The sequence below is a fragment of the Treponema sp. B152 genome (assembly GCF_024181665.1).
Lineage (GTDB): Bacteria > Spirochaetota > Spirochaetia > Treponematales > Treponemataceae > Treponema_B > Treponema_B denticola.
Genome location: NZ_CP058668.1, coordinates 2,696,736 through 2,715,156 on the forward strand (window position 1 = coordinate 2,696,736; position 18,421 = coordinate 2,715,156).

At 40.4% G+C, this 18,421-nt stretch carries 15 protein-coding genes; 8 read left to right on the top strand and 7 right to left on the bottom strand.

The genetic code is table 11. The annotated features are described in order from the left end of the window. Nucleotides 1-5 precede the first annotated feature (5 nt). Genes flhA through fliQ form a run of 4 tightly spaced genes read right to left on the bottom strand, consistent with a single transcriptional unit; the run spans nucleotide 6 to nucleotide 4,361 of the window. Nucleotides 6-2,102: a flagellar biosynthesis protein FlhA gene (flhA, locus tag HYB91_RS12670; protein WP_002666825.1), complete on the bottom strand. Its 2,097-nt coding sequence runs from the start codon at nucleotides 2,100-2,102 to the stop codon at nucleotides 6-8. Nucleotides 2,103-2,110: 8 nt separating this feature from the next. After that, a complete protein-coding gene (flhB, locus tag HYB91_RS12675) occupies nucleotides 2,111-3,283 on the bottom strand; it encodes a flagellar biosynthesis protein FlhB (protein ID WP_002673317.1) in 1,173 nt (390 codons plus the stop codon). Beyond that, the gene (gene fliR / locus HYB91_RS12680) at nucleotides 3,280-4,074 is read right to left on the bottom strand and encodes a flagellar biosynthetic protein FliR (RefSeq protein WP_002676324.1); all 795 of its coding nucleotides are present in this window, start codon (nucleotides 4,072-4,074) and stop codon (nucleotides 3,280-3,282) included. The genes flhB and fliR overlap by 4 nt, the downstream gene beginning before the upstream one ends. 17 nt (nucleotides 4,075-4,091) lie before the next feature. Continuing rightward, nucleotides 4,092-4,361: a flagellar biosynthesis protein FliQ gene (gene fliQ / locus HYB91_RS12685; protein ID WP_002666830.1), complete on the bottom strand. Its 270-nt coding sequence runs from the start codon at nucleotides 4,359-4,361 to the stop codon at nucleotides 4,092-4,094. A gap of 130 nt (nucleotides 4,362-4,491) precedes the next feature. Between fliQ and HYB91_RS12690 the strand changes: the two genes are divergently transcribed. From HYB91_RS12690 to HYB91_RS12720, 7 genes are all read left to right on the top strand, one after another. Beyond that, the gene (locus HYB91_RS12690) at nucleotides 4,492-5,643 is read left to right on the top strand and encodes an iron-containing alcohol dehydrogenase (RefSeq protein ID WP_002676322.1); all 1,152 of its coding nucleotides are present in this window, start codon (nucleotides 4,492-4,494) and stop codon (nucleotides 5,641-5,643) included. Between the two features lies 1 nt (nucleotide 5,644). Beyond that, entirely contained in the window at nucleotides 5,645-6,433 is a 789-nt protein-coding gene (locus tag HYB91_RS12695; RefSeq protein ID WP_002673320.1) for a TrmH family RNA methyltransferase, read from the top strand. Nucleotides 6,434-6,626: 193 nt separating this feature from the next. Next, nucleotides 6,627-7,517 carry an Rpn family recombination-promoting nuclease/putative transposase gene (locus HYB91_RS12700; RefSeq protein ID WP_002676321.1) on the top strand — a complete coding sequence of 297 codons (891 nt, stop codon included), beginning with the start codon at nucleotides 6,627-6,629 and terminating at the stop codon, nucleotides 7,515-7,517. 375 nt (nucleotides 7,518-7,892) lie between these two features. Continuing rightward, nucleotides 7,893-8,528, top strand: a complete 636-nt coding sequence (locus HYB91_RS12705; protein WP_002676320.1) for a hypothetical protein — start codon at nucleotides 7,893-7,895, stop codon at nucleotides 8,526-8,528. A gap of 25 nt (nucleotides 8,529-8,553) precedes the next feature. Continuing rightward, the gene (gene hutI, locus HYB91_RS12710; protein ID WP_002676319.1) at nucleotides 8,554-9,795 is read left to right on the top strand and encodes an imidazolonepropionase; all 1,242 of its coding nucleotides are present in this window, start codon (nucleotides 8,554-8,556) and stop codon (nucleotides 9,793-9,795) included. Between the two features lie 69 nt (nucleotides 9,796-9,864). Continuing rightward, a complete protein-coding gene (locus HYB91_RS12715) occupies nucleotides 9,865-10,506 on the top strand; it encodes a cyclodeaminase/cyclohydrolase family protein (RefSeq protein ID WP_002676318.1) in 642 nt (213 codons plus the stop codon). A gap of 94 nt (nucleotides 10,507-10,600) precedes the next feature. Continuing rightward, a complete protein-coding gene (locus HYB91_RS12720; protein ID WP_002676317.1) occupies nucleotides 10,601-12,445 on the top strand; it encodes an ABC transporter ATP-binding protein in 1,845 nt (614 codons plus the stop codon). A 29-nt stretch (nucleotides 12,446-12,474) separates the two neighbouring features. Here HYB91_RS12720 and HYB91_RS12725 read toward each other — a convergent pair whose 3' ends face one another. The 3 genes from HYB91_RS12725 to HYB91_RS12735 form a co-directional block, all read right to left on the bottom strand. Next, nucleotides 12,475-14,358 (bottom strand): tetratricopeptide repeat protein, encoded by a 1,884-nt coding sequence (locus HYB91_RS12725; protein ID WP_002676316.1) that lies wholly within the window; start codon nucleotides 14,356-14,358, stop codon nucleotides 12,475-12,477. A gap of 4 nt (nucleotides 14,359-14,362) precedes the next feature. After that, complete coding sequence (gene pta, locus HYB91_RS12730) at nucleotides 14,363-15,370, bottom strand: phosphate acetyltransferase (RefSeq protein ID WP_002676315.1); 1,008 nt, start codon at nucleotides 15,368-15,370, stop codon at nucleotides 14,363-14,365. 121 nt (nucleotides 15,371-15,491) lie between these two features. Further along, a complete protein-coding gene (locus tag HYB91_RS12735; RefSeq protein WP_002676314.1) occupies nucleotides 15,492-16,529 on the bottom strand; it encodes a biotin--[acetyl-CoA-carboxylase] ligase in 1,038 nt (345 codons plus the stop codon). Nucleotides 16,530-16,664: 135 nt separating this feature from the next. On the opposite strand from HYB91_RS12735, the gene HYB91_RS12740 reads away from it, so the two are divergent. Continuing rightward, complete coding sequence (locus tag HYB91_RS12740) at nucleotides 16,665-18,317, top strand: AMP-binding protein (protein ID WP_002676313.1); 1,653 nt, start codon at nucleotides 16,665-16,667, stop codon at nucleotides 18,315-18,317. Nucleotides 18,318-18,421: the final 104 nt, after the last annotated feature.

Sequence of the window (18,421 nt, forward strand, 5' to 3'; positions counted from 1 at the left end):
TTCACTTATTGAATTTCAGGGGTGATGTTTCCCATACCGATGACCGAAACATCCTTTGGAATCTCAGGGACGGATAAGACCGGAACCATGGGCATTTCATATTCAAGAAGCCGTTTTATCAAAAGTCTGCCTTCTTCGGGAACGAGAATAACTGCGATGCCTACAAATTGTGCATTAAAGTTGTTGTATGCGTTTTGAACGGCTCTAAGCCATGCCTTTTTCGATTCAGTATCTATTGCAGGTTGAGGGCCGGTCAGGGTATCTATGCGGCTTGCCAAAACGGTTTGGAAAAAGGCTGAATCTACCATAAAGGCCCTCAAGGCCTTGTCTTCTCCCAGATATTGCTGAACAATTTGTCTGCCTAACCTTTGTCTGACTTTTTCGGCTATTAGATACATGTCCCCTGTTATGCGCCTATAGTCTGATATGGTTTCAAGAATGGCCGTGGTATTGCGTATGGAAACATTTTCCCTAAGGAGACACTTAAAGACCGTTTGCAAGTCTCCCAATGTCAGCTTATCGTTTGACTGAATTTCTTCGACGACGATTGGGTTTAATTTTTTTGCGGAATCCAAGATGTTGCTTACCATCTGTCTTGAAAGGATGTCATCCGCATGTGTTTTTATAACCTGCGTTAAATGAGTTGCTATTATGGAAGGCGGATCTATAACCGTATATCCTGCCCTTTCTGCGGCTGCTTGGTTTGATTCGGAAATCCAAATAGCCGGAAGACCGAAGGCCGGATCTAAGGTTGGTTCGCCGGGGATTTCATCTTGAACATTTCCAGGGTTTACTGCGAGGTATGCTCCCATTCTTATCTTTGATCTTGCTACCTCGGCTCCCTGTATTGTAATACAATATTCATCGGGAGGAAGGTTCATGGCATCCATCATTCTGATAACCGGCATTACAAGACCGGTTTCGAGGGCTATTTCTTTTCTTATGCGTTTAACTCGCGGAACGAGGTCTGAGCCTCTTTTTTCATCGACCAAGGGAATAAGGCCGTATCCGAATTGCAAGGATAGATCGTCATATGGGCTTACAGCCTTGGTATCGTCGGTTTCGGTTTTTGCCGCTTTTTCCGATGCGGCTTGGGCTTCTTTAGCCGCCTGTTCTTTTTGAGCCCTTGTTACCTTTGTTGTCTGCAGCCTCCAGCCTAAAAAGGCAAGGCTTAAAGCAATTATAATTAAGATTATTGACGGGAAGCCGGGTAAAACTGCCATCACAGTCAAGGTGATAGCTGCTATGTAATAAACAGTCGAATTGCGTGCAAACTGGTCCGTGATGTCTTTTCCGAAAGAGCCTGTTGAAGCTGAGCGGGTTACTACAAGACCTGTTGCAACCGATATAAAAAGAGAAGGAAGCTGAGCTAAAAGTCCGTCTCCTATTGTAAACCTTGTGTACATCTGCATCGCTTTAGTGAATTCTTCTTGTCTAAATACTATACCGACGATTAAGCCGGCTACAATATTTAAAACCGTTATAAAGATTCCTATTTTTACGTTTCCCGAAACGAATTTACTCGCACCGTCCATAGCTCCGTAAAAATCCGTAGACCTTTGTAATTCTTCCTTTTTCTTTCGGGCTTCGGCTTCAGTGATAACGCCTGCATTGTACTCTGCTTCTATAGACATACTTCTGGTATTATTGAAATCTAAGGCAAAACGGGCTGCAACTTCGGCAATTCTTGTTGCACCCTTTGTGATTACAAAGGCTTGAACGGCAATCAAGATAATAAAAACTACAAAGCCTATTACCAAACCTTGATTTCCTGTAGAGCCGATAACAAATTGACTGAAGGCTGCGATCATCTTTCCGTTAAATTTTTCTCCATATGTTAGAATAAGCCTTGTAGACGAAACGTTTAGGGCAAGGCCGAATATGGTGGAGACTAAAAGCAATGAAGGAAAAACCGTAAACTCCGTAGGCTTATCTACAAATAAAACTATGAGTAATATTATCAAACTGAATATAAGATTCAGTGCCATAAAAAAGTCTAAAAGAGCTGTAGGCAGAGGAATAATAATCACAAATATTACCATGATAGCTCCAATAGCTACCAAGGCATTCGGTACTTCTTTAAAAAATCTGTTTTCGGCCATTTATCGTTTTACCTCCATCTTTTCCTTAACATTTCTTTTTCTTTCATCGAGTAAATTTTTAAGAAAATAATCGAAAGCGATTTATAATACTCGCTTGGAATTATCTGTCCTAAATCTACGTTAGCGTAAAGGGCTCGGGCTAGGGGAACATTTTCAATCGTAGGAATATTGTTTTCCCGGGCAATTCTTTTTATGTTTTGGGCTGTTGCATCAACTCCCTTCGATATAACCATAGGAGCAGGCATGACGCCTTGTTTCCATTGAAGAGCAACAGCATAATGGGTAGGGTTTGTAATAACAACATCGGCGTCCGGAACGTTTTTTATACCGGTTTTTTGCAAGATTGCCTGCATCTGCCTGTTTATTTGGGCCTTTACCATCGGGTCGCCTTCCAATTCTTTGTATTCATCGGTTACTTCCGTTTTTGACATTTTTAAAGATTCCGAAAACTGACGTTTTTGAAAAAAGTAGTCGGGAATACTTAAAAGAACCAATGCGATCGCAGCATACACCAATATTTGTGCAGCTGTTTTTGCTATAAAAATTATCGAATTGGGAAAATCGGATTGAAGCAGGGCTATCATCTTTGTGATATTGTTTTTTATAACAAGATATCCTATAAAACCTATAATGACAACCTTAAAAAGCGATTTGGCTAAATTAAAAAGCCCTTCAGCAGAAAATAGAGCTCTTTTAAAGAACCTTGCAAAATTGGGAGTAACTCTTTTAAAATCGGGCTGAATAGGTTTTGTCGAAAATAAAAAGCCTCTGTTTTGAATAATGTTTCCTAAAACTCCCGAAATTAAGGCTACCCCCGTTATCGGGAAAACCGTTTTAAAAAAATATAAAACAAAAATCCTGAACCAAGTTCCGTTTACAACATCTTCTGTTGTGCAGCGTTCAAAAAAGAAGGCGATGACCTGCATTAAAGATTTAAATATATAGGGCCCCATTATGATAAGGCTGATTACGGGAAGCAGCACAACCATTGCAGCATTTAAGTCCTGACTTTTTGCAACCCTTCCTTCTTCCCTGGCCTTGCGTATCTTATATTCGGTCGGGTCTTCCGTTCTGCCCTCATCTTCGGCAGCGAACCACTGCAAGCCTATCGTTTTATTGAGGAGGAGATCTTCTTGAGAAAAATATTTTCGGTAAAGGAGGGGCGATTTTCCCGATATCATTTAGTACCCCCTAAACTGTCTAAAAGCCGCCAAAAATCCGAAAAGCCTTTTTCCAAAATAATTTCAAAGGTGTTTATAAAAAAAGGCAGAGCAAGGGCTAAAATAAAAAAGGCTGTTAAAATAGTAATGGGAAAGCCTTCCGATAAAAGGTTCATCTGAGGGGCAGCCTTTGTTAAAAGTCCCATTGTTATGTGAATTAAGATTAGGGTTCCCATGACCGGTAGTGCAATTATCATTGCGTTTAAAAAAAGATTTCCAATCGCTCCTAAAAGATAGGTCGAAAGCTCCTCCTGCCTTTCTAAAAACAAAAAGCAGTTTACATGCTCAATGCTCTTCATTATTCCGCCTAAAAAAAGACGTTGGAAACCGTTTATGCGTAAAAAGATAAGGACTGCAATAAAGTTAAAATATTGACCCACGAGGGGGTTTTCAACTTGAGCTAGGGCATCAAAAACTCCCGATGCACCGAAGCCCATCTGGAACGAAAAAAACTGTCCTGCCGTGCTGAATGTAGAAAATAAAATGCTTATAAAAAAACCGGTTAAAACACCGATAAGCCCTTCTCCAAGAAGTAAAAGAAGATACTCAAGACTGAAGGCATTTAGATTTCCGAAGTTGGGATAGGCATAGGGGGTTACCATAAATGCAGTTAAGCCCGCAAGAGCAACCTTTGCAATTCGTGAAACATTGCGCATAGACATTAGGGGAGATGTCATTAATATGGCAAAAATGCGTACAGCTGCGAGTAAAAAAATGGGTTCTTTATTTAGGATAAAATCGAAGGGCTGCATTTATTTATAGAATGCCCTTATCTTACCAGCTGCGGAATTAAATTCATTAAAGAAACAAAATATTCCCTTAACACCGTAATCATCCAAGTTGCCAGAAGCGCAATCATTCCTAAAATAGTTAAAATTTTAGGAACAAAGGTCAGCGTCTGTTCTTGTATAGAGGTAGTCGCCTGAAAGATTGCAACAATTAAGCCTACTAAAAGAGCTGCAACTAAGATGGGTGCGGAAAGCATCAGTATGATACCTATACCTTCACGCATTAAAGTAACTATAGTACCTGTAGTCATAGTCCCCTCCATAATGACCTAGGGTTTTCTGTCATTATAAACAAAAATGCTATATTTTGCAAGGCAGCAATTAAAATTCAAGTTTAAAAAAAATATGCCGAAAATTTATTCTGTAGAGGAATTTGAAAAGATGGCAGATTTTGTATTTAAACTTTCATCAAAGGTTATTTTAGGTAACTATTCTCTTGCCCGTATCGGTGAAGAAGTCGTAAAATTCGGAAATAATTTTATGTTTGTGGTTGATCCTTTTTTTGAAGATATGGGTTTAGTCGATAAGGTCCGAAAATCTCTTGAAGAAAAAAATATCTCCCTTTTTGTGTTTAACGGTTTTGAGCAGACAGCCGATTCTGAGGTTATAGAAAGAGCTCTTTCATTAGCCAGAGGTGCTCATATAAGAGGCGTAATTGCCTGCGGAGATATGACTGCATGTGCCATAGGGAGGGCTATTGCCGCTCTTTATAATGAGGATAAACCCGTATACAGATATATTGAAGGAGAACCTATCACGGCAGAGTCCTTACCTCTTATTCAAGTTCCTACGACATGCTGTGATCCGTTTTTATTTGGGAATTCCAGTTTTATTGTAGATTCCAGAAATAGAACAGTAAATTTATTAAAGATAAAAGAAGATTTATGCGACCTTGTAATTTTTGATTCAAATACATATGCAGGTCTTGCGCCCAATGCAATGACTTCAATGATTTTTGCAGGTTTATGTTCTACCTTTGAAGCCTATGTTTCGACGAGGGGAAGCTTTTTTTCGGAAACTATCTTGGGAAAGGCTGTCGAGATATTTTTAATTTCCCTTGATCCTCAGCATGAAAAACTTGTCGGAATGCCCAGAGAAGAACTTGTGGCTCAAGCTGCTTGTCTTTCCGCTATCGGAATTGCGGCTTCCGCACCCGGACTTGGAACAGCTATAGCTCTTGCTGCGGGAGGAAGATATAGAATTTCAAAATCCCTTATTGCGACGATTTTACTTCCTCATGTCATTAATGATGCGATTTCTTCAAGCCTTTCAAAGACCGTTGCCGTAGCGAGAATGTTGGGTGAAACCATGCTTGAAGGCGGAGATGCTGCCGAAGTTGCAAAACGCGGCGTTGAGGAAATTAGAAGAAGGCTTGCTGAAGCTAATTTACCTATACGCTTAAAAGATATAGATTTAACTATCGAATCTCTTGTTCCTGTTGCAGAAGATGCCGCCCGCTTAAGTTTTATGAACTATAGCCCAAGGCCGCTTGCAAATCACGATATTTTTGAAATTATAAAACAAGCCTTTTAAGATGCCTGAGATTTTCAAGCTTTACAATTTACCCCAAAAACAAAGATGCCGTAAAATATTGCGGATATTGGAATCGGCTGAAACTGCACTTGTTCAAAATAAGGCAGACGAATTCTTGGATGCCTTTTATCTGCGTTCCCTTTTAAAAATTATTTTAGACGATTTGGATTCTGTCTCTGCCTTAAAAGTTCAAAATTGGATTGAAGACCCTCAAGAAGAAGATAAAAGAAAGATTATCAATTTTGTCAGGTACGAGCTTTATAAAAAACTTGATACAACACCTGCCGAGTGGGACTTGATTTTGCCTAACTCCTCTGCAGATGAAATTGCAAATTTCAGGCGGACTTTTTTTGAAGGGGTTTATGTCTATGCCGAAGATATCCGGACGCCTTTTAACATAGGTTCGATTTTTAGAACAGCAGAATCTTTTGGAGTTGAAAAAGTTTTTTTGTCTCATGATTGTGTTTCCCCTGACAGTCCCAAGGCTAAAAGAACGGCGATGGGATGTACCGAGTATCTCCCGTGGGAGAGGGCCGATCTTGAGAGCCTTCCCGATCTTCCGCTGATTGTACTTGAAACGGGCGGCACCGATATTTCAAAGTTTGAATTCCCCAAGAAAGGAATTGTCGTTATCGGCTCGGAAGAACTGGGGGTCAGCCCCGAAGCCGTAAAAAAAGCCCAAGGACGGGTTATCACAATTCCTATGTACGGAATAAAGGCCTCGATAAACGTAAGCGTTGCCTTCGGTATCTGTATGCAAAAATGGTGTGAGGCTCTTACAGCCGATTAAATTAAAAGGAAACCGTAAAGAACGCTAAGGAAAATTCGGAAATGGAGCATAAATTCAACGCTTTGTATCTTTGTGGATAAATAATAAATAAAATTTAATTTTTTAAAATTTTACTATTTATTGCAAACTCTTCATACAATAATTATGAAAGGGGAGGATTTTTCTCTTTTAAATAATTTTATTGGAGTTTTATATGAAGCGACTATTTAAGGTTACCCTCCGCAACGACTATGCATTTAAACGAGTCTTCGGAGTGGAAGAAAACAAAGATGTTCTTCAGGATTTACTGGAATGTATATTAGACATTCCGTCTGAAGACATCGCAGACTTGGAACTTCTGGATAAGGAGCTCCATAAGGATTTAATAAGCGACAAAACAGGAGTTTTAGATGTGAAATTACGCCTAAAAAACAATACAATTATCGACATCGAAATTCAAAACAGATGGAATAGCGAGTTTGTTCAGCGTACTATCTTTTACTGGGCTAAAATGTATACGGAAAACTTGAAAACGGGCGAAGTATATACAAAACTGCCCAGATGTATTACAATAAATATAGTGGGTGAAGGCTTTGATTTAAATAATCTTATTCACAGTGAGTATAATGTGGTAGAAAAGCACATAAACGACAGGCTTTCCGATGAGCTTGAGATCCACTTTTTAAACTTAGCCAAAATTAAAGAACAACAAGAAAACATTGAGCAGGATGAAAAGAAAAAGAAACTTTACAGTTGGTTGAAATTTATTGAAACTGATGATGGGGAGGTGAGGAATATGTTAGCAGAAAACTCTGAAATGATGGCAAAAGCCAATACAACAATAAACATAATGGAAATGAGTCCAAAAGAGAAGTGGCTCTATGAAAACCGAATGAAATATGAACATGACAAAGCCTCTTGGAAACATATGGGTTATCAAGAGGGAATCTTGCAGGGAGAAATAAATGGCAGAAAAGAAGGCATTAAACAAGGAGCCTACCAAACTAAACTTGAAACAGCAAGAAATTTATTCCGCTTAGGGTTATCGATTGAGAATATAGCAGAAGTTACCGGCCTCAGCAAAGAAGAAGTGCAAAGCATTTGAACCCACCGCCATCCGTGGCGGACGCATGCGTATCGAGTATACGTTGAGGACTGTTTTTTGTGGAGTAACGCAGCACTGACAGTACTTTTGCAAATAGGCAGAGTAGATGCAAGGAGATAGCCGAAAATAAAGCGTAGGCGTACTTCCTGTACGTTGAGGACTGTTTTTGTGGAGTAACGCAGCACTGACAGCACTTTTGCAAATAGGCGAGGTAAGTACAAGGAGTTTAACAAAAGCGAAGCGGAGGCGTACTTGCTGTACGTTGAGCATTCGCTTTTGTGTAACGACGCAGTAATTGCCCGCCTATTTGCAAAAGCCCTATTGAAAAACATTTTTTTTAATGCTATCCTATCTCCGCTAATTGCGGAGGTAAAAATGAAAAAAATTAAAACCGTTTTTTTTATGACTATTCTTGTATTTATTCTTACAGGATGTGAACTTTTGGATTCTTTAGCCAAAGAAACCGAAATAATTAAACAGATAAAAGATGAAGATTTAAGGGGTTATACCGTAACATGGCTGATTTTTGCGGATGACAGCGATGCCTTAAAATCGGCAGCCTATAAAAAAGCAGCTTCTTATTATAAAAAGACTTCTGAAAACGCCGGTTTAAAAGATCAATTTCAAATTATAGTTGTTTCCGATGGTATCGAAAAAGCAATTCGTGAGAAGGTAAAGGAAGCAGGTTTTGATGCGGATTGTTTCCCGCTAAAATGGAACGGCAATTTAAAAAACAAGTATAATCCTAACGATAAAAAAAATTATTCCGTTTTTTTCGATAAAAAGGGTAGAGCTCTTTTTAGTATGACGGAAGATTGGAAATTCGAAAATTACGGCGGTCTTGCCGATTATTCTCTTGAGGCTGCAGGTTTAAATAATATCAACGAATTAAAAAATCCTCTCACCTTTTTTAATACCTTAAATAAATTTAAGGAAGACGATATTTTTAAATTTATAAACAATGCCGTTAACTTAAACCTAAAAGATATTTTAAGATATTTTATAAACTAATTTTATTTTTTATGGAGGATTCAAGATGACTTTATTTATAAGCGACAGTATTTTTTCTTCTACCGAAAAAAAAGGAGAAGACTTTGATAAGGCCTTTGCCGGCTACATCGTTGTAGAAGACGGTCTCATCCAAAAGGTGGGTAAGGGAGAAGCCCCCGAAAGTTTAAAAAGCCAAGCCGAAAAAATAATAGATGCACGGGGAAAGACTATTACGGCAGGGCTTGTCGATGCACACACCCACTTGGTGCACGGCGGTTCACGCGAGCATGAGCTTGCAATGAAACTTGCAGGAAAAACTTATCTTGAAATCCATGCAAGCGGAGGCGGTATTTTCAGCACTGTAAGAGCTACCAGAGCCGCTTCAAAAGAAGAGTTAACGCAAAAAGCTTTGACTAGCCTTGATCGAATGCTTGTTCACGGTACAACCACCGCCGAATCAAAAAGCGGTTACGGCCTCGACATGGAAACCGAAATTAAGTGTCTTGAAATAAATTCTTATCTGAATAAAAACCATCCGATCGATATTGTTTCAACCTATATGGGTGCTCATGCAACCCCGCCCGAATTTAAGGACAACAAGGAAGGCTATATCAAGTTTATGATAGAAGAGGTTATGCCAGAGGTTAAAAAACGCGGCTTGGCGGAATTCTCCGATGCCTTTTGTGAAGACAAGATTTTTTCCGTAGAAGAAACCGAAAGAATAATGAAGGCCGCTGCAGGCTTAGGTTTTAAGCTGAAACTTCATGCCGATGAGATTATTCCTTTAAAGGGAGCGGAGCTTGCAGCAAAGATGAATGCTCACTCAGCCGAGCACTTGATGGCTATATCCGACGAGGGTATTACGGCTCTTGCAAAATCGGGAACTGTTGCCGTTCTTCTTCCTGCAACTTCTTTCTTTTTGATGTCGCCTATTTATGCACCTGCAAAAAAGATGATTGAAGAAGGCGTAAGGGTCGCCCTTGCAACCGATTACAACCCCGGAAGCAGCCCGACAGAAAACCTGCAAATGGCTATGTGGGCAGCCTGTTATAAGATGAAACTTTTACCTGCACAAATTTTACGCGGCGTTACAATAAATGCAGCTTATGCAATAGATCGTGAAAAAACTATAGGCAGCATCGGAGAAGGAAAGCAGGCTGACCTTGTTATCTTTGATGCCCCGAATATAGATTTCCTTGTTTATCACTTCGGCGTAAATTCCGTCGATCAGGTTTGGAAAAAGGGAAAACTTGTTGCCGAAAATGGCAGGCTTGTTTACAAGATCTAACTTTTTTAGTTGTAATACTTGAAGTTAATTAATTTGAAAAAAATAATTTGAATAAATAGGAGATATTTTATGGAATTAGTAAAGATGACGGTAAGTGCCTTTGTTGACGAAACAGCCAGCGATTCTCCGGCCCCCGGAGGCGGTTCCGTTTCTGCCTTGGCAGGTTCTCTAGCCTCGGCCCTCGGTCAGATGGTTATCCGCTTGACAACAGGAAAAAAAGCCTTTGCTTCTCTTGACGAAAAAACTCAAGAAGAATTTAAGGCTCAGCTCCCGAAATTAGAAAAGGCTCAAAAACGATTGGTCGAAATCATTGATGAAGACACTCAGGCCTTTAACGCCTTTATGGAAGCTCTAAAGCTGCCCAAGGACACCGATGAGCAAAAGGCAAAGCGCAACAAGGCTATGTCCGATGCTACTGTCGTGGCAATGCAGGTTCCGCTTGAAACAGCTAAGACCTGTTTGGATGTGCTGCGCTTTTTACCCATTGTTGCCCTTCACGGAAACAAAAATGCCGCTTCCGATGCCGGTGTTGCAGCCCTTAATGCCCGCTCCGGTTTGGAAGGTGCTATATTAAACGTTAAGATAAATCTAGGCGGAATCGATGATGCATCCCTCTGCGAAAAAACAAGGGCTGAGTGCAATAAGATGCTCGAAGAAGGTGAAAAGCTAAAGACCGAAATTTTAAAAACAATCTATTCTAAGATTGAATAGGTTTAAAGTTTCACGAAATTTAGCTTTAACCTAAATAAAAAAGGCAAGCTTCAAAAAAGAAGCCTGCCTTTTTGAAGCAAAATAATGATATAGAATGAAGTCTAAATTTATACGAACTTTTATTTTGTTTTTTAAGGCCTCACCTTTCAGGGTAAGTGCCGTAATTATGCTTACCCTTGCCTTGGGTGTTTTCCCGTCTTTGAGAATTTTTATTTCGATGAAGCTTATAGACTTAATTGCTGATCTTTTGCAAAGCTCAGCGGAAATCGCCTTTGGAAAGATTTTTAAGCTTTTGGCAGCTTGGGCTGTTATCTCCCTAGCTTCCGAATTAGCCGTAAAACTTCAAGGTACCTTAAATGCCCTCATAAATGAAAAATTTTCTGCATCCATTATGACTGGTCTATCCGAAAAACTGGCAGGCCTTACCGATCTTTCTTTTTTTGAAAAAAGAGAAAACCTAGTAAAGGTCGATATGGTAAGAGAACAATTACAGGTAAGACCTCAAAACTATGTTTTTAATATCATTTTAAATTTTCAGCGCATTGTAAATTTAATAAGCATGTTTGCAGTTTTGTTTTCGATCGATTATCTTTTGCCGATTTTGATGATTTTTTCAACCCTGCCTGTATTTTTAATTTCGCAAAAGGCGGGAAGAGTTCAGTGGGCCGAAACCGAAAAACTTCAAGATAAGAGGCTGAAGATGGCTACATACATCAAGCACGGACTTGAAGGTGAAAAAGCAAAGGATAATTTTTTATTCGGCTTTACCAAAAACTTTAAAAATACTTATTTGAGCATAAGAGATGAATACTTAAAAAGTTTTATCAAAATTGCTCATAGAGGTTTGGCCTTTCAATTAATTACAAGTTTTGTTTCCGCCCTGATTATGATAGCCTTATTTTTCTTAATGATTTTTATTGTTATAAAAAAAAGAATTGCCGTCGGGGCCGTAGCAGGTTATGTACAAGCCTTTATGTATACCCAATACGAAATACAGGATTTGGCTATGTATGGAAGATGGTATTTTACAATAATGGGATACTTTCAAAACTATTTTGATATTATGGATTGGACCGGGAAACATCGGGGTATTGAAGATGTTGAACAATCCGAGCGGATAATCTTAAACGAAAAAATAGAATCCATCGAATTAAAGAATGTCCGCTTTGCCTATAGAGGAAAGGAATTCGACAATGGCGGAAACGATATAAGCGATTATGCAATAAAAGATTTATCCCTTTTTATTGACGGTAAAAAAACTTATGCAGTTGTAGGAAAGAACGGCAGCGGTAAAACTACTCTGATAAAACTTTTAACGGGCTTTTACACGCCCCAAGAAGGGAGTGTCATAATAAACGGCAAATATAATCTTTCTGATTTGGATATGGATTCATATCGGGAAAGGCTATCGGCAGTATTCCAAGATTTTGCCGTTTATTCAGGCTACACTGTAGATGAAAACATTTTTGTAAAACCTGAACACTCTGAGGAAGAAGAAAAAGAAAAGATAGAAAAGGTTAAATATTTAGGGAAAGACTTTGAAAAGAAACTTGAAAATAATTATTCCCTTGTTTTGGGAATGCAATACGGCGGCAAAGAATTTTCAGGCGGACAAAGGCAAAGGCTTGCAGCTCTTCGTTCCTTTATCAAAAAAAGCGATATAATATTTTTTGACGAACCTACCTCTGCAATAGATCCAATAGCCGAAAACGAATTTATCGAAAGCATTCTTATGCAGGGTAAAGGAAAAATCTCTCTTATCGTAACTCATAGAATGGGAAGCGTAAAATCCTGCAGCGATATAATCGTAATCGATTCGGGCCGTGTAATTGAAAAAGGAAACTTTGAAAGCCTCTTAGCCCAAAACGGATTATTTGCGAAACTTTATAACAGCCAAAGAAAAAACTTTGTTGGAGAAGAACTTGACCTAAGAAATTAGTCTAAGAGCTGCTTCTCATACACTCCAAATTATTTCCCATAGGCCTTTTCCAAGAATTCGGCAGCATGTTTGTTTTTAGGTTCTTTTTCCAATATGTATTGAAAAGTTTTTATTGCATCTTCTTTCTTTTTTAGGCGCATTTGAAGGATGCCTTTGATGAGCATGGAATCGGTCTTAATGCCGAACATTTTTTCTGCAGCTTTTAAAAGATCGAGGGAGACTTTTGTTTGTCCCATTTTATCAAGACAGAAGACGAGGTTGTGTAATAAGAGTCTTTCTTCCGGTTTAGCCCTAAGCATCTTTCTATAAAGAATAGCGGCTTTTTGGTATTGTCCTGCCTTTCTTCGGAATAAAGCAAGCTCAGGATCAAAATTAACTTTTTTGCCTTGACTCATTAAAATTTCAAGCTGATTGCCGGCATCTTCCCAACGCTCGCATTTTTCTAAAAATAGTACATAGTCCCGCCTTATGTAGATATTCTTTCCCCATTCATTTAGATATGAGTTATATGCTTCATCAGCTTCCTTATTTAATTGTAAATTTTCGTAAGAGGCGATAATTCCTATTTTAGCTTCTTCATCTTTTTCATTGATGCTCAAAGCTCTTTCATACCAGTTTAGGGCAAGGTCGGGCATGTTCAGTTTTATGTAGCAGCAGCCCATCGCATTAAAGATGGCCGAATCGGCTCTTCCGTTTTGAATAAGAGCTTGAAGATGAGGCAATACCTCTTCGGGGGGATTATCGATATGGGCAGCGGTAATTATTTTATAATAATAAATATCGTTCGCATCGCAAACACCGCTTGCTTCGGCCCGCAGAATTTCGGCACTAAGCTCCTCCCAGCGGTATGCTTCTTGGAGGGCAAGCATTATACCGTAATGCGGATAAGGATTTTCAGGTTCATGCTCAAGTGCACACTTATAATGTCCCAAGGCTGTGTTGGTGTTCCCCATAGAACGCTGGGCTTCTGCAGCGAGGAGGCGTATTTCGGCATCGCTTCCAAAGGTTTTAATAAAGATGCGGGCAGCAACGGCAGCTCTTGAGTAATCTCCCCGCTCCATATGTTTTTTGATAACGCCCATTGCAAAAAAGCGATCCGAAACTCCGTCATCGGGAATCTCAATACCAAGCTTTGCAAAGTCTTCTGCAGCAGCGGCCGTATCGCCCAGCTGCATCTTGATCATTGCGGGGTACCACTTTAGCGCCGGATCATCCGGCTCGAATTCGCAAGCCGCCTCGTATTGGCCAAGAGCTTCGGGAAGATAGCCTTCCATTTTTAGGGCATGGGCAAGATAGAGGCGCGGAGCAACCCCGTCTATGCCGTTTTTTATTGCAAAGCTGAACATTTGGCGAGCCATATCTGCGTTGCCGTTTCTTAATTCATAAATTCCTTCAACAAAAAGAGAATTTAAATATCCGGCATTCAGCTTTGCATCCGAAGGAGCAAACTTTAAGGCTTCTTCAAAGGTTTCTCTGGCAAGACGGGGTTTTTTCCATTTTAGATAGGCCGATCCGAGCATTGCCCTTGTTTCAAGAGGATGGGGATTTAGCTTTAAGCTTTTTTCAAGACAATAAACTGCCCTGTCATATTGCCCTGCGGCCAAATATGAGCGGCCCAAAAAAAAGAAACCCATAGGAAGGTCTGTACTATTTGCAGACGAGTCCGATGAGCATCTTTTTATATAGGCCTTACCATAGGCTATGGATCTTCCGTAATTGTTTACGGCAGCCCAAGCCCTTGAAAGGTATAAATATATTTCGGGATTTCCCTTTTTTTCGCCGTAAAAGGGAGAAGATACTTCGGCTAAGCCCTCTGCGGCTAAGTTTTCTAAAATTAAAATTGAAGTCTTATAGTCGCGTTTTTTCCCGGCTTCAATAGCTTCATTTATAAGCGCATTTACAGACTTAGCCATAAGTTTATTTTCTTCCGGCTTGAACCAAGGTTACAGCCGAGGTTGTGATTATGTCGTCTACCGAGCAGCCTCTGGAAAGGTCGGATATGGGCTTTGCAAAGCCTTGGAGGAAGGGACCGAGGGCTTCTGCTCCGGCAATTCTCTGTACCAATTTATATCCTATGTTTCCGGCTCCGAGGTCGGGGAAGATAAGGGTATTGGCCTGTCCTTTTACGGGAGAGTCGGCGGCTTTTTTTTGCATAACTGAAGGAACTATGGCGCAGTCCAACTGGATTTCTCCGTCAAAGACAAAGTCGGGTTTTCTTTCCTGTAAGATTTTTACGGCTTCGCGGACGCGTAAAATATTTTCATCCTTGTCGCCGCCCGAACCCTTGGTAGAAAAGGAGAGCATTGCAACTATCGGCTCTGTACCGGCAAAGGTTCGGCAGCTCATAGCTGCAGAGCAGGCAATGTCGGCCAACTGTTCAGAGCTGGGAGTCGGAATTACGGCACAGTCCGAAAAGATAAAGACTCCGTTTGCTCCGAGTTTAGGATTTTTTGTATCCATCAAAAAGCAAGAAGAAGCGGTTTTCATTCCCGGAAGAGTTCCGATAACTTTTAAGCCTGCACGGAGTACATCGGCTGTTGTGTTTAAAGCTCCTGCAACCATTGCATCAGCCTTATCTTGAACCAACATCATCGCTGCAAAGCCCAGCTCCGCACTCATTTCTATTTTAGCCTGTTCAAGGGTCATACCCTTGGCCTTTCTTTTTTCGTAATAGTTTTCGGCAAAGGAATCGAGCCATTCCGATTTTTTCGGATCGATTATCTTGATTCCGTCAAGTTTTACCCCTGCCTTAGAAGCCGCTGCAGAAACAGCATCACCGGAACCGATTAAAAAAAGCTCCGATACCAATTTTTCATCTACGATAGATCGGGCTGCTTTGAGAGTCCTTTCTTCAGTACCTTCAGGCAAAACAAGGCGGTTAGCATACATCTTTGCCTTTCTTTTCATTTCATCTACAAAACTCATAATTTTTTCTCCTTAATCTTTTCCGTATGTTTAAATTGGACTAACAATTTTTATTTACATCGTATTTTAGCACTTTTCAATATTTATGTCTAGCAAAGCATCTGTTCAAAGATAAGCTTTTTTAAGGTTCAAGCTCCAAACTAACCTCGCCTGAAATCAACTCTTCTTTTTTGCCGTCATCGGTTTCTATGATAAGATGTCCTAAATCGCTGATTCCCAAAACCAAGACTTCATAAGGGGTACCGGCAAATGGAAGAACTCTTACCTTTTTTCCCGTAAGGAGGGAGAGGCTTTTATATTCTTGCATTAAGTTTTCTTGAGAGAGCAGACCGTAAAGGGCTTCAATCAAGCTCGATATGATAGAAGAAGCTAAAACATTCCGGTTGGGGGAAGGAACTTCAGCTTCGGTAAAAAGAGAGCCGGCCTTGTTTTTAAGTTCTGGAGGAAAATTAGACTCTTTTACATTGAGGCCTATGCCTATAATTACGGCCTGCACCGAGGATGTTTCCATATCGATAATTCCCTCGCTTAAAATGCCGCAGATTTTTTTTCCATTAAGATAAATATCGTTTACCCACTTAATTTGCGGAGCAAAGCCCAGTGCCTTTAAGCAGCGGCAGATAACCGTTGCCGAAATTGCCGTGTAAAGAGCGGAAGCGGGCACTTCCCTTTCGGTCCTTGCCGGAATTGAGGGGCAAAAAATCAGACTAAAATATAAACCCGCTCCTTTTGACGAATAAAAACTGCGTGAAAAGCGGCCTCTGCCTGCGCTTTGATGCTCGGCAAAAAGAACCGTTCCGTGAAAGGACTCGGCTCTGCTTGAGGAATTTAAACGCCTTTTTGCCTCGGTATTAGTGGAGTCTATTGTCTTAAAAACTTCAACCTTCCCCTGGCAAACGGATTGAGCAAAGGCAGATAGGTTCTTTTCAATTGAAAAGGCGTTCAGCACATCTGAAGAGGATTTTAGAATATAGCCCTTGTTTTTTCCGCCTTCAATATCATAACCTTCGTCCCTTAGCTTTTGCACGGCCTTCCAGACGGAAACCCTGGAAAGGCCTAAGTGCAAAGCTGCTTCTTCGCCCGAAAGAGGCCTTCCGTTTTGTTCTATAAGCATATCCAAAAGGATATTGCTCGTCGTCCTTGATATAAGCTCTCCCATAAAAATCTTTTAAAATAAGCCTCCTTTAAAATACCCCGTTCTTTAACATTAAAAGGAATTCTAGCATATTTCTTCTTTTTTTTCTATTGCAACCTTTTCGGAAAAGCCTTGTCTATAGTCTTATAGGGTGAAACTATGTTTTATAAAGAATATATAAACTATATTGAAAGCGATGATTGGGAAACCGTACATAATTCTTTTTCAGTCAAAGCTCCCGAAAATTTTAATTTTGCTTATGACATAATAGATAGAATGGCTAAGGAATACCCCGAAAAGGAGGCTCTCGTATGGTGCGATGAAACCGAAGAAAGGATATTTTCGTTCGGAGAATTGGCAAAGCAGATAAATAAAACAGCCAACTTTTTTAAGGCCATGGGAATAGGAAGAGGCGACACAGTTTTGCTTTTTTTGCGAAGAAGATACGAGTTTTGGTTTGTTCTTCCTGCCCTGCACAAAATAGGAGCTATAGCCGTTCCTGCAACGGTCCAACTCGCAGCCCACGACATCGAATACCGTATTCAATCCGCCAATATAAAAATGGTAATGGCCGTACAAGAAAAGAATTTGCAAGGAGAAATTCAAAAAGCTGCCGAATCCGCTTATAATAAGCCCCTCCTCGTCTGGGTACATGATGAAATGGACGGTTGGATTTCCTTTGATGAACTTGTAAAAAATATGAGTGAAGATTTTACACCTCCTCAGGGAGAAGCCTGCCCTTGCGGAAAGGACATAGCTCTTTTGTACTTTACCTCAGGCACTTCGGGTAATCCCAAAATGGTGGAGCATAATTTTTTATATCCGCTTGGGCACATTGCAACCGCAAAATTTTGGCAAAACGTCAAGGAAGGCGGAAGGCATTTAAGCGTTGCCGAAACAGGCTGGGCAAAGGCCATGTGGGGAAAGATTTACGGTCAATGGCTTTGCGGCTGTGCCGTCTTTGTATACGACATGAAAATGTTTATCCCTAAAAACCTCCTCGAAAAATTATCAAAATACAGGATAACTTCCTTTTGTGCACCTCCTACCGTTTACAGGTACTTAATCCGCGAAAAAATAGAAGATTACGATTTATCCTCATTGGAAGAATGTACAACGGCTGGTGAAGCCCTGACAATGGATATCTTTAATACATTTAAAGAAAAGACCGGAATAGAACTGCGGGAAGGTTACGGGCAAACAGAGCTTACCCTCACAACTGGAACCTTCCCCGGCATGAAAATCAAACCCGGCTCGATGGGAAAACCCGCCCCCGGCTATGAGATAGATATTATCCGCCCCGACGGATCTTCTTGCAAGGCAGGAGAATCGGGAGAAATCATCTTGCGTTTGGATAAAAAGGTTCCCTTTGGAATGTTCGGCGGTTATTATAAAAATGAAGAAAAAACGGCCGAGGTTTTTAAGGACGGAGTTTACCATACGGGGGATGCCGCCTATAGGGATGAAGACGGTTATTTTTGGTTTGAAAGCCGAACCGATGACCTTATAAAAAGCTCCGGTTTCCGTATAAGCCCCTTTGAGGTGGAGTCGGTTCTTCTCCAGCATCCGGCAGTCTTTGAATGTGCGGTAACAGGCGTACCCGACCCTAAAAGAGGACAGGCGGTAAAGGCCTTTGTTGTTTTAAATAAAACCTATCAGCCGAGCCAAGCCTTAGAAAAAGAGCTTATGTTCTTTGCAAAGAAAAATGCGGCCCTCTACAAGGCCCCGCGTTCTCTCGAATTTGTAGAAACGTTGCCTAAAACCCATAACGGCAAGATAAGCCGGGCTGCAATCAGAAGCCGAAAGGCCTGATAAAAGTCGACGGATAAAAACCGGCCTTGACAGAGAAGCCGTAAGCAAGTAGACTTTGTTCTATAAGCTGTTCTGTAGACAGCCTGACATAAAAAAAGTTCTTT